Genomic DNA, 12,527 nt, shown 5'->3' on the forward strand with positions numbered 1-12,527 from the left:
TTATCACCCTGCATTTGATGTTATAAAAACTCCGGGAGGTTTACTGCGCCATTTGACGTTTGCGCCGAGAGAACTGCTGACGAAGCGGAGGGGAACCATTATTCTGCCGTCTTTTATGCAGGCGGGGACATCAAGGGAATAGACCTTTCCGTCAATCAGAGCGTTTTGTTTTCCAACGGTTAAGACTACCGTTTTATTGTTCTTCGTCGCCGTAACTGTTTTGGAATCCTGATCCCACTTTATTTGCGCCTGCAAAGAATCGAATATTTTTCTCAGGGGCACAAGCACACGTCCGTTTTCAAATAAAGGCGGCACGTCGAAAAAGATCCTCTGGTTGTTCAGGTAAACCGGTACCTGGTAAAGAACAAGTATTGCGTTGGCAACCGTCCTTTCCTTGCCGTCGGTAGGGGCGCTGACCAGGTTTCCTTTAGTCCACATGCCGCTGGAACCTCCGCCATCCAGGGCAGCAGCCCTTATACATCCCAAATCGGTCATCAGGTAGGCGAGTTCCTCCAGGGTAAGGCCGGCGCTCCAGTCTTTCTTGCCGTCTACAACCGCCAGAATTATCCTGCCTTCCTTATTTATACCGACCGCCGTTCGCGCAGCCGGTTCGAGAATGCTTCCCCGGAATCCTTCAAAAGTGGCGTTAAAAACCGGCTGCCCGTCTTCAACCAGCAGCGGGCCGGCGGTAACCAGATGCTTAAGGCTTTTCCACTGCTGGTCATAGTCTATTTTAATTTTAACAGCCGAACCAGGATCCAGGCTGGCAATAAGACTTTTTTTGTCGTCCCGCAGAGTAAGCACATAGCCGTTTGAAGGTACCGCAGTTGTGTCTGTTGTCATGCCGCTTACAGAGAGGATGCCGTTTTCATCAGGGGCGATAATTATACCGGTCCCGCCGGACGGTATTTTTACATCGGAGCTGAAAAAAGGAGTGTAAAGTATAATTTCGTTTTCGGCGGCGGGATAATTAACACCTTCAATATCCAGGACAGTATCGCCTAACTGGGCTGTAACCTGGGGTGCAAAATAGCCGATAACAGCCTTTTTCTGGTCAGTAAATCCCACCGATGTTCTTAAAATATTCCAGGAATTCAACATGTGGCCGTCCTGCATAAGATGCCCAATAGGCCAGCCTGTGCTGCCGTCAAAAAAACCGGCGTTTACGGCTGCAACAGCCCCATGCCTGGCGGCAATACTGCTTAATGTTTCCCTTTTGCCCAGGGTATCCTGACCGGTCGCCACACGGAGTTCCATCAAATTCAAAGAGGGATCTGCTTCCACGACGTAACCGTGAAGAGGTTTTTTCTTCCAGTTCTGCCCCTCAAGAGTGTAGTAAATCACTCCCGGGGATATTTCCTGCGCGTTTTTAGAAGACCCCGCAAACGACTGGACGCCGCCCGGTATAAGTTCTCCGCCGGGTTGTATCTGGGGAGGCGTTGCAAGTTCTTTTTCAGAAAGTGCTGCCGGCGCGGCGGACCCGGTAGTTGAAGCCAACAGCGTGCTGTAATTTACACCTGTAAAGACAAGCCATAACGATAAAGCAACAGCTAAAAATTTAATAATTACAGACCTCATTTTAACTCTCCTTAAGCGTCCCAGCCAATTCCAAGGCCAGTCTTGCATTGAGCAGCGCTTTCGGCTGTAAAATTTCAACCGCACGCCATATCTTGTTTTTGAAGGCATCCTGATTACTGATCACTTCATTTACCGCTGAAAGGCACTTGGAATACTCAAGGCTTGACGCTTCCCCGGCAGGATGAAGGCCAAGCTGGTTTAAAAAGCGCTTTATTTTTGGATCATAGGAGATGCCTATAAAAGGCACTCCGGCTACAGCCGCCAAAATTAATGAATGCAGGCGCATGCCGATTAACAGATCGAGGCTTCCTATTATTGAACCTGCTTCACGGGCGGTAAGTACTTTATCTATAACCTGCGCAGGGGATTTCATCAACTGCTTTACCCTGAGGCAGGCAGTAAAGTCGGTTGGATAGTGAAACGGGAGAAAGATTATTTGCCAGCCTGAATCTGATAAATGATCGGCCAGTTTTGCAACAACCAGTTGATCTTTTTCGTTAAATAAAGACCATTCTCTTATGGATATGCCGGCTGTTGACTGGACTTTGCCGCTCTGATTATCTTGATGCGGACTTTGAAGGAATTTATTTTCCTGTTCAGGGCTGAAATCATTTTTTTTAAGCACAAAAACAGGATCTGCAGTAACATATACGGGTGGCGAAGTTATGCCCATTTCAAGCAGGTCATTTGCCGATTGCTCATCCCGGACCGTGATCAGGTCGACTTTATCAGCAATGCTTTTCATCAGCCGGCGGCCAATCCCGCTGGTAACCGGTCCGACACCCTGTCCACAAAAACCAACGGGTTTTTTTAATTTGAGAGCCAACCAGACTACCCCGAGGTAGTAAACGAGGCTCTTTAAACCGGTAACGTCCTGCAGCAGGCTTCCACCGCCACTGACCAGCATGTCGGCTTCTCTTAAAGCCCGGTACACTTCCCCCGGTTGCCAGCGGTTTAATGCCTGCACATGATATAGATTCGCCGTATTCGATGGGTTGCTGGATAATACGGTTAACTGAACTTCAGGGCAGATAGTCCGGAAAGCGGTGACCAGGCTGAGCAGAATTGCTTCGTCGCCGGCATTGTCAAAGCCGTAATACCCTGAAATGACTAAATGCGGTTTACCCGGTATCTTTGCAGTGTTCATGAGCTTTACACCAACGTACGGCCAGGTTTAGAAGCAGGATTAAAACAAGCCCAATTATAATTCCGGACCAGAATCCATTAAAAAAACGCAGCATCGAAACAGCAAGTGGTGTGTGAAGGTGAGCAAAAGTGTTGACTATGGAAATCTGCCCGATAGCCCCAAGTAAAAGAAGGGGAAGATAGGCATTGCCCCTGTACCCTGTGTAGAAGAGCAGCAGCAAAAGAGGCTGTCCCAGCAAAAACTCTTTGGTCCTCGGGCGAACCCCCAGAAAATGATCCAGAAGCGCCCTGAATTTCAGTTCGAGTGTTGACGGGGGTACAACAACTTCGTTTCCCGTGCGCATTACATATACGGCAAGAATAGCCAGGAATACAGCGCCGGCAAGAGCCAGTTTAAGCAATACGGGCTGGTCTAAAAGATTGGCCAAGCCGTTCCGGAACTTGTTTAAGTTTGTTTCAGCCTGTTCCGTTTTTAAAGGAGGAGGCCCTGAATAAACTGAAAAGACCAGTCCTATGATTACCAAAGGCAAAATATGCGCTGCTTTAACGCCCATAAAGGCATCCAATTTCAAAATATAGGCCGAATCAAACAGCAGTCCGATAGTAAACAGCGCACCGATTAATGAATATAAACATGTAACCGCCAGCATGATTATACTCTGCCAGGCTGTTAACCTGCGGTTGCGCACAAATGTTAACAGGGACAAAGTAGGGAAAACAATAACAGCGGCAAAGGCCATTAGCTTACGGGCCGGGTCGGGAGCGATAAACAGTAAAACGGCATAGATTATAATCGCAGCTATCCCTAAAACCCACCATTTGATCTGGTACGCCAATTTTTCCAGAAGCAGCAATCCTCCGGAAATAACCCCTAGCCCCATAATAAACAGTCCGAAGCGTGAAACAGCTATCGGCGGCAGAGTAGAAGCTTTTCCTGTCTTGAGGCCTTTTTGTTCAAGATCCTTTTTAAGGCTTGAGATGAACAAAGCGTTTTCGGACAGGGGGTCGCCTGTTTTTAAATAAGTAAGGGGACGAAGTAACAGAATTCTTATGTTGCGTTCGCTGGCAGCCAGAATAAAGCGGCTTTCCAAATCTGCGGTTTCGTATTTGGGCATTTCCTCAATCTTTGCCGTATGCAGCCGGACAAGATGCTTGTCAAGAAGTATAGCAAGCTTTGTCAAACCCCGCTGGGCAAAAAATTCGATTTCAGTTACCGGAACGCCCAAAGAGCGTATTTCTTTTGCCAGATAGGGTAATTGCTTTGGATATCCCGGCACGCTGGGATCATTAAAGGCTACTGCAGATAGGTTGGGGATACTTTTAAGGGGTTTAAATACACCGGTTATACTCTTTTCATTGACTCCCTGCCAGTTGCGCAGCTGCACGACAGCGAGCAGACCGCAGCGGGCGCTTTCCCTCAAAGGTTCGCCGGGGAAGCCGAGGCCTGTGGTTTTTAATGTGGTGTAATCCGCGCTTGTGCTGATGATATAATAATCCTTATCCTGGTAAAGCTTTACTTTCCCGGTCTTTACCCTTAGCTGTTCTAAAAGTTGAAGGGCTTCGTCTTTTTTGTTTGTGAAAAAGTAAGTATGATCAGCTTTAATTTCACTGTCCCCGATGATATTTGCTATATTCCCCGGGGATTTTCCGCCCAGCCTGCTTACGGCAAGGACTTCCTGTCCGGTCATTATGTCAAAATTGCCGTAATTGCTGATTTCGTCTGCTCCGGGCTCTTTAAACAACACAGTTGTCAGTCCGGATTCCCGGAAAACACGCATTAATTCCGGAACACTTTTACCAGTCTGTCTGGCCAGTGACTGCAGTTCGTCATAAGACATGGCCAATTCTACTGTCCGGTAATTTTCCTCGGCCCTGTACCGCTGTATTGCCGCCATTCCGGCTGCTATTATACCTGCAGCCAGCAAAAAGATAAGCAGTCTGAGGTACCAGCTTTTTTTCACTATTCTGCCCTTTCCTGTCTGGAAACGGTTTCTTCTGTTATATGTTTCCTGTCGCGCTGTCGTCTGGAATTGGAATAAATTCTATCCCGTCCGAATCACTGCCGTCATTATTTTCATCTGAGTTATTCTGTCCATTATTATCCTGTCCGTTTTCCGGAGCAGAATCCTGCTGCTGGTCAGGACTAAGTAAACCTGATTCATTGTCCGGCGGGTTGGTAGAATCATCGGGCCAGGGGTATATCTCCCCGTTATCACCCCAGTCATTTTCCGGAGTTCCCCCGGGTTGTTCCTGGGCATTTTCATCCTGTACGTTCTTTTGCTCGGCGGTTGGAGAAGGCAGAGCGTTATCTTTTTCCTGGTAAACCATTGTTGTTCCGGAAGACTTGTCCCCAGCGTTATCCTGGATGACCTTCGCAACCTGTCCGTTCTCGAAAAGAGCCTTGGCGACTTGTCTGGCCTGTTCGTAATCTACTGCCCAGTAGCTTACTCCATTTTGATTGGAGAAACTGCCCGGCAGCGTCTGGGCGACTGTCGCCAGTTGGTCCAGTTTCTTAGCCATTGAGGCAAGCTCAATAAGCTGCCCTGTAGAAAGGTTGGTTTTCATACATTCGTTCACTTTAGGTATTAACCTAGGCAGTTTTATTATTGTCTCGGGTTTGATCACTTCATGGGCCAGCGCTGTAAGGAACTTCAACTGGCGCTGGGTTCTGGATATATCACCGAGGGCGTCATTCCTGCAACGAACGTACTGGAGGGCCTTTTTCCCATCCAGGCGCTGTACGCCCGGCCGGAGATCAATTGCATATTCGGGACCGTCAGCACGGCTGTAATAGTACATTCTTTTATCAACATCAATGGTTATTCCTCCCAGGATATCCACGATGTCCTTGAAACCGTCCCAATTGACAAGCGTATAATACTTGACTGGAGTACCGATCAAATCAGAAACAACATCGGCTGTTAAAGCCGGTCCTCCATATACATTGGCGCAGTTTATTTTATCTGTTCCATGCCGAGGTATTTCTACTTTGGTATCTCTGGGTACCGATAATAAAGAAAGCCTCTTTTGAGTGGTATCCACATGAGCAACAATAATAGAATCCGTTCTTCCGGTGACTTCACCCGGCCGCGAGTCGGCGCCAAGCAAAAGGACTGTCATAGACTTGGGAGTGGGTTTCAAAGCATCCAGGGTTGTAGGCACACCAGGCAATTGGAACAAATAGGCGTTGGCCACAAGGAAACACACCGCTAAAAGAACAAAGACCAAAAAGATAGAAAAGAAAAATTTTCCTTTGCGCTTTAATCTTCTTTTAGGTTTTATTTTCATTTTAAAAACACCTGCTTAAAGACAGTTTAATCCGACAGGCTGCCGAGGTACATAAAGGTTACTGCCGACTGTGCGTGAATTCCCCGTCCGTCCGAACGCGGTACTAGAAAGAGATGATCGCGGGCAGCCGGTTGTCCGCTGCCGGTGGAAGTTCCTGCAGTAAGATCGGTAATGCCGCTTCCAACCGGGTCAATAATCACAGCTTTTCCGGATCGAATAATAAACTCTGTGCCTTCTGAGAGGATGACATCCTGTCCCTGGGCAATTGATTTAATGCGCCACTGGGTTCCCGAATTTCCCGCTGTGTCCAAAGCTTTTTTTACAAAGTCAGTTACATATTGTTCAACGAAGCTTTTAGTAACCAGGGGGTCAAGATGTGAGCCCGGTTCCCCTGTATCCGCAGCAATCGCAAACCCGGCATAGGCGGCGCCGGCTATGGTTATAATCAGCAATAATACTAGTATTGATTTACGCCTGAACATTAGTTATTCCCCCTGGTCAGCCGTTTTTCAAAAGATTATTCGACAAACTGCCGCCCATTTCCTGCAAAAATTCGCTTATATTAACTATTCAGGAAGTAACGGCGCAAGACCAGCCAGGCAAACTTGGGTAAAATAGCCATTCTTCCGATACGGCTGGGCTCTTTTATAAAACGGTATAACCACTCAAGATGCGCTTTTTGAAGCCATGCAGGCGCCCGCTTTGCCTTTCCCGCGATAACATCAAAACTTCCCCCGACTCCCATTCCTACAGGTACACCGAGAGAAGAAAGGTTTTTATGAACAAAATAATCCTGTCCGGGCGCCCCCATTCCAACAAAAAGGATTTGAGGGCGGGATTCTTTTATTTTTTGAACAACTTCTTTTATGCTGTTGAAGTATCCATGATGTGTCCCCGCTATTTTTAGCTGCGGGTACTGTTGTACCAGCCTGGAAGCGGCGGCGCCAGCCACACCGGGCTTACCCCCCAGCAGGTAAATACTCCAGCCTTCCCTTGCGCATCTTGCCACAAGACGAAGCATTAAGTCAATTCCGGTTACCCGTTCCGGTACGGAACAGCGGGCAATCCTAGAAGCCCAGACCACACCCACACCGTCTGCCGTTACCAGGCTTGAGCTATTGATCAACTTGAGAAGCGCAGGCTCTTTTTGTGCCCTGTAAAGAATCTCGGGATTTAAAGTAACTATTTGATGAGGTCCTGGCTCGGAAACAAAATGACTGATCCTGTTTTCTATTTCATCTATGCTTAAAGCATCAATCCAGGCATCTAAAATATTTACACGCAATTTCAGGCAAGCTCCAAACCCATATTACAGACAACTCCTTATTGTTCCTTTTTCATTAAAGCCAGAATTTTATCACAGATGTTTATTAAGCTGGTAAGATCTTCCTGGGTAAGATCCCCCTGGGTAAGATCCCCAAGATACTTTTTAAACACTTCCTGTCTGTTTGCGCCACAGTCCTGTAATGTTTTTTCCCCCTGAGGGGTCATCGTCAGCCAAACCAGCCTGCGGTCTTTTTCATCCCGGTCACGTTTGATTAATCCGATTTTAAAAAGCCTGTCTGTCAGGGCTGTAATTGCGCTCAGGGAAACGTTCAGTTCGTTGGCGACCTCAGAAACGGTCATCTTTCCTCTTTCATGTATTCTTTTCATGACAAAAAACTGGCTGCCTGTTACCCCTTGCGCCATAAAAACATCCATCTTTTCGTGTATACGGCGAATTAGCTGTTGAAGTGTTATTTCCAGCCTTTCTAAAGATGGTGATAAGGAATCTTCCTCCAAAAAACGTTCACCCCTGCATATAAACTTAAGGAAACAAACAATTTATTATGTTAAGTATATGCATGTTAAAATAGCATGTCAATTATTTTTGGATATGTTAACATAATTAGGTTAGTACTTAGACTTCATTTTCCATTAAGTAGGGGTGTGGACTATACGAGGGGGGGAATTATATGTTGGCGGTGGCGTTAAATACAGTTGGGTTATATCCGAAGGAAGGCTGGGGCTCTTTGTTTCTGGAGACATTTTGCGGTTTTAAGGTGATCCGGACTATTGCCTCTGAAAAAATAAAGAGTGGGCCGTTACAGTTGTGTGAGCATGAGCAGTATGATGAACTGGCAAAAAATATATCAGAAAAATGGGATTCCTCCCAAAACATTCTTGAACTCCGGGGGCTGAAGGACAAACTGCAAAAAGCAGTCCGCTATATGTTCTTTTTTGATCCGGATAAAAGATTAGATCGTGTTTTCTTGGAGGACTGCAGAGGAATGCTGAACTTTCCCTGGGCTATGCAAGTTTTTATTCTAAATTCACCTGAACCGGATTATGTGCCCGGACGAACCATAATAAACCAGGCTGATGTCTTTATCCTGAATACACATTACGGGGAGACGAATAAGAAAGCGCAGGATCAGATAAAAAAGTATCGGCCTGGACTTCTTGTTTTCAGAGAAAACTTGCAGGAGGGCATTTCTGGTGAATTAAAAAGTATCCTGGGCCAGCTTTTTGAAGCCTATTTAGAAAACAGGACCAGGGTGAAATCGGCGTTGGAGACCAATTATCCGGACAAACAGATAACCTGTGAGCAAGCCCGCAAAATGGCCGGTAAACTCAAAGTCAGCCTGTTTCTAATCGGCAGCGTATGTGACGAGTGGGGATATACCATAACCCAATGCGGTTTGGGATGTTTTTAATTTAATTGCAATTATGAAGGCGTATTATAAATATGACAAAATGAGCCATGTAAAATGCCGAAACTATATATTATATTCTGTGTTCTTGATATGGAGCGTGTTATTAATTTTGTCTCAAAAACCTGCTGAAGATCAAACTGCGTACTAATACGCGCAGGTTAAATTCACCTGCCACAGCATCGTCCAGTTTAGTGTATTTATTAAGCGATCCTTGAATTTTGGCAATATCAAGATACTCACGCTCTATTTCCAATGAGCCAATTCTTGAAATTTCATCTTTCAATTCCACCCAATTGTTCTCCATTCGCTGGACCCAGTCGGCGCCCTGTGCACCCCGCACAGTTTCGTTAGACAATACTTTGTCAGGGACGATCCCAGCCATCGCCCGCCTGATTAAATATCTTTCCTTGCCGTTACATATATATAGGTTTTCCGGCACGCTTAAACAAAACTCAATCACCCGCTTGTCCATAGTGGGATCACGCAATGCCACTTGATTGGCCAGTCCCAGCTTTGTATTGATTACACCAAAATGGCTGAAAGCTGCAGGGCTGAGCAACGTTTGTCTGGTTTCCCAGGAGTCCATTGGCCTGAACAGAGAATATCGGAACTGGCGAAACCGTTCATGGGCACTGACACGTTTTGCAAAATCACGGTTGATAACCGATAAGTTAAGAATTTTTTGCCATTGTTGATCAACTTGTGGATGAAGAATATTTTGTCTATTGTAAGGAAATAATGTTCTGAATAGTTTATATAATGCTTTGAGTGGGCTATCCTGGAGCATGGCAAACCTCCAGCTTTCGCGGCACATACTGGACCACTTCCCCATCCGGTGTAGCGAAAGCAGATATGCCGTGAGCTCACCCCAGGAAATTGTAGCATTACCAGCGCCTCCCGATAAAATAACACCAACATTAAGTTCTTTTCCTTTGGTCATGATGTCGTCGATCCAGAACAGGTTTTCAATAATTTTATAAGGTTGTTCTAATATTGTCAGCAGGCGGCTTGTACCGTTTAGCGGATGTTTACCTTCCGCGCGGCAGTAAACAACATCAATGTACCCATTATGTTGCCTTACTGCTTCGATATAGGGTGTTTCGTCAGCGATCCATTTGTCTGCAAGCCAGTTCCGGTAACCATGTTTCGGTATCGAACTGAAGGATATCAGCCGCTGATCGTTCCTGGACTTTAGTTCCCGTGCAGCCAGACAGGCAACCGAGGTGGAATCCAGCCCACCGCTCATCATTGCCCCGACGCGGCGGATATTACGCAGACGGCAGCGTACTGCTTCACCCAGCACTTCCCGGAATGCTTCTTCGTATTCGTTATCCGAGGGCAGCTTGAGTTCAGCCTGCCGTTCAACTTGCCAGTAAAGCTGTTTATCTACTCTTTCAGATTTAACTGTCAAGGTATGCCCGGCTGGTAAAAGATAAACATCCTTATATATAGTCAGTTCGGGATCCAGTTGATGCATAACTGTGGGTAAAGCCAGAAAATCTGCAATCCAGGTTTCATTGTATTTTTTAGAAATCCCGGAAAGAACAAAAAGCGGCCTGAGCAGTGAAGAGAAGGCAAAAAAACCGCCCGACTGGTAATAGTAAAAAGATTTTGTCCCGGTGTGGTCTACTGCGCAAAAAAGCGTCCGGCAACGGTCATTCCAGATGGCGAAGGCAAAATCCCCTAAAAGGTATTTTGGGCAGTCCCGTCCCCATTTTTGATAGGCCAGTAAAATCAACTGGCTGTCAGTAACGTTCTCTCTGCGGACAGGTTCAATACTCAACTGATCATACAGCTCAGCACGGTTATCAATTACTGCGTCCGCCGTAATTGTCAGACCGGTGGCAGAATCATAGGATGGCAGAACCTCAAGCATTGACTCCGGTGTAAAAAAAAGGACATGGCAACCAAGAAACACCTGCCCCCGATACCATGTCCCAGCATAATCTGCGTGGCAGGCGCCTAATTCCCGCATCATAGCTTCACCTGTTTCAGCGGTAACCGGCCTGCCATCGAGAAAATAGATTCCACATACTGAACTCATATTTATTTCTGCACCTTAAACCGTATGTTTAGTAGTTTGCTACGAACAACAACAATAAGCAGGAGGAGTCCAGCCAGGGTGGTCGCATCCTTGCCCTGCTCCGCAACCCATACCATCGTTCCCAGTATAACCCTTAGTGGTTTCAGTCATTTTGATTTCGATTTCGTTCAGCCGTGGCGTGGACCATTCTTTTTTCATACTATCCCTCCTTTCTTTACTTATTTTGTATAGAGGGATACATCTATACATAATAAGTAAGTCGGCGCAATTAAGCTAAAAAATAATGATCACCTTAGTACTATTTAAAGACAACTCAAAATAACAAGTCCCGGTTGCGTTGTTCCATTCTTAGTAAATTGTAGCATGGCACGGTTTGTCCGTCAAATCCAGATATTGACATTAGTTAGTGAATTAAATTAATGACTGTGGCTTGATCTTAATTCATATAACCATGGCTACCAGGAACCGATTTAAAGAATAAGCTTTTCCGAGCTAATGAACCGTCCTCTGGCCCTCTAAACGGCGTTGCGGCCGCAGTAAATTGTCAAACAACGCCCCTTCACTGACTGTCAGGGTGGTTTTTAATGAAGCTTTTATTTGTAATAAACAAAGCAGGAAGGACCCTGATAAGTCCTTCCTGCAACTATACTCATTGGTTACGTAACATACACCATTTAGTTAAATACCGATTGCCTTTTTATGTACTAGCCTCGATTTCCACGGTCCCTTAATTGGGCTAACATTTAGTAAAATGTGGTATCCAATGGGTTGCTCATTCAGACAAATTTAATGTTAAGAAGTTTATTCTCCAGCCAAGGAACAGTAATGAACCGGTCGGCAAAGCCGGCAGCAATCAGCAAAGGGTTGTGTGCTCGTTTCGATGAGAGTTCCAGCCGTAATCAATGAAATGGATGGAAGATGAGTTCTGAGAGGAAAGATGGGCTGTACAGGATATTGGAGAACATACTGCTGTCAGCGCTTAAGCATCAGAGTAATGGCGAACGTTGCCGTACCTATCTGCTTCACTAGTATGTAGTATCACAAATAACGTTACTTGTGGTTTACCAAGAAGTAAATCAATTCAATGATGATGTCAATTTATACTCTGAACATAAAAAGGTAACTGTTAGTTATGATGAAAAACCGGGAATCCAAGCGATCGCTGGGATAGCCAAAGATCTCCCGCCCGAGCCAGGTAAATATAGGAGTTGGGGTAGAGATTATGAGTACCGTAGACTCGGCACATTATCCCTGCTGGCTGGAATAGATCTACATGATGGTTTCATTCTATCTATAATAATACGCGAGCGCCATAGGAGTAATTTACCGAATTTCTGCAAGCCTTACACGAACACTATGACCCGGCTTGGCAAATACGGGTTATTCTTGATAATCATTCTGCTCATGTATCAAAGGAAGCCCTGCAATGGCTAAAGCAATATCCCAACAGGTTCGAATTTGTATTTACTCCAAAACATGGCTCATGGCTCAATATGATTGAAATGTTTTTTAATAAAATGACACGCTCTTTTCTTCGGTCTTTGCGAGTCGGCACAAAAGAAGAATTAAAGCTGCGTATTAACCAATATATTGATGAAGTCAACGCTGACACAGTTATTTTTAAATGGAAATATCGGCTGGACGAATTAACAGTATAATTGGTTATGTAACGTTATTTATGATACTGTATACTAGCGGTAGTTTACGAGTTTGCACTTGATAAAACGTTACAATCCTTGTGCTACAAGGTTTTTAAGGTTCAAAAGGGGATTACC

10 protein-coding genes are annotated in these 12,527 nt (G+C 45.5%); 2 read left to right on the top strand and 8 right to left on the bottom strand.

The genetic code is table 11. The features are described from left to right. Positions 1-3: 3 nt before the first annotated feature. From DEH07_01250 to DEH07_01280, 7 genes are all read right to left on the bottom strand, one after another. Positions 4-1,686 (bottom strand): copper amine oxidase, encoded by a 1,683-nt coding sequence (locus tag DEH07_01250; GenBank protein HBY03180.1) that lies wholly within the window; start codon positions 1,684-1,686, stop codon positions 4-6. Further along, the gene (gene csaB / locus DEH07_01255) at positions 1,580-2,725 is read right to left on the bottom strand and encodes a polysaccharide pyruvyl transferase CsaB (protein HBY03181.1); all 1,146 of its coding nucleotides are present in this window, start codon (positions 2,723-2,725) and stop codon (positions 1,580-1,582) included. Before csaB ends, DEH07_01250 begins: the two co-directional genes overlap by 107 nt. Next, positions 2,700-4,685, bottom strand: coding sequence for a hypothetical protein (locus DEH07_01260; protein HBY03182.1), 1,986 nt, complete (start codon positions 4,683-4,685; stop codon positions 2,700-2,702). The genes csaB and DEH07_01260 overlap by 26 nt, the downstream gene beginning before the upstream one ends. 37 nt (positions 4,686-4,722) lie before the next feature. Beyond that, positions 4,723-6,012, bottom strand: coding sequence for a transcriptional regulator (locus DEH07_01265; protein ID HBY03183.1), 1,290 nt, complete (start codon positions 6,010-6,012; stop codon positions 4,723-4,725). A gap of 26 nt (positions 6,013-6,038) precedes the next feature. Further along, positions 6,039-6,494: a hypothetical protein gene (locus DEH07_01270; protein HBY03184.1), complete on the bottom strand. Its 456-nt coding sequence runs from the start codon at positions 6,492-6,494 to the stop codon at positions 6,039-6,041. An 80-nt stretch (positions 6,495-6,574) separates the two neighbouring features. Then, a complete protein-coding gene (locus tag DEH07_01275; protein ID HBY03185.1) occupies positions 6,575-7,297 on the bottom strand; it encodes a glycosyltransferase in 723 nt (240 codons plus the stop codon). 38 nt (positions 7,298-7,335) lie between these two features. After that, positions 7,336-7,794: a transcriptional regulator gene (locus DEH07_01280; GenBank protein ID HBY03186.1), complete on the bottom strand. Its 459-nt coding sequence runs from the start codon at positions 7,792-7,794 to the stop codon at positions 7,336-7,338. A gap of 173 nt (positions 7,795-7,967) precedes the next feature. Between DEH07_01280 and DEH07_01285 the strand changes: the two genes are divergently transcribed. Continuing rightward, complete coding sequence (locus DEH07_01285) at positions 7,968-8,708, top strand: hypothetical protein (protein ID HBY03187.1); 741 nt, start codon at positions 7,968-7,970, stop codon at positions 8,706-8,708. Between the two features lie 103 nt (positions 8,709-8,811). Here DEH07_01285 and DEH07_01290 read toward each other — a convergent pair whose 3' ends face one another. Continuing rightward, a complete protein-coding gene (locus tag DEH07_01290) occupies positions 8,812-10,752 on the bottom strand; it encodes a hypothetical protein (protein ID HBY03188.1) in 1,941 nt (646 codons plus the stop codon). 1,334 nt (positions 10,753-12,086) lie between these two features. Here DEH07_01290 and DEH07_01295 point away from each other — a divergent pair. Continuing rightward, positions 12,087-12,410, top strand: coding sequence for a hypothetical protein (locus DEH07_01295; protein HBY03189.1), 324 nt, complete (start codon positions 12,087-12,089; stop codon positions 12,408-12,410). Positions 12,411-12,527 lie beyond the last annotated feature (117 nt).

Source organism: Desulfotomaculum sp. (assembly GCA_003513005.1).
In the GTDB taxonomy this organism is placed as follows: Bacteria; Bacillota; Desulfotomaculia; order Desulfotomaculales; family Nap2-2B; genus 46-80.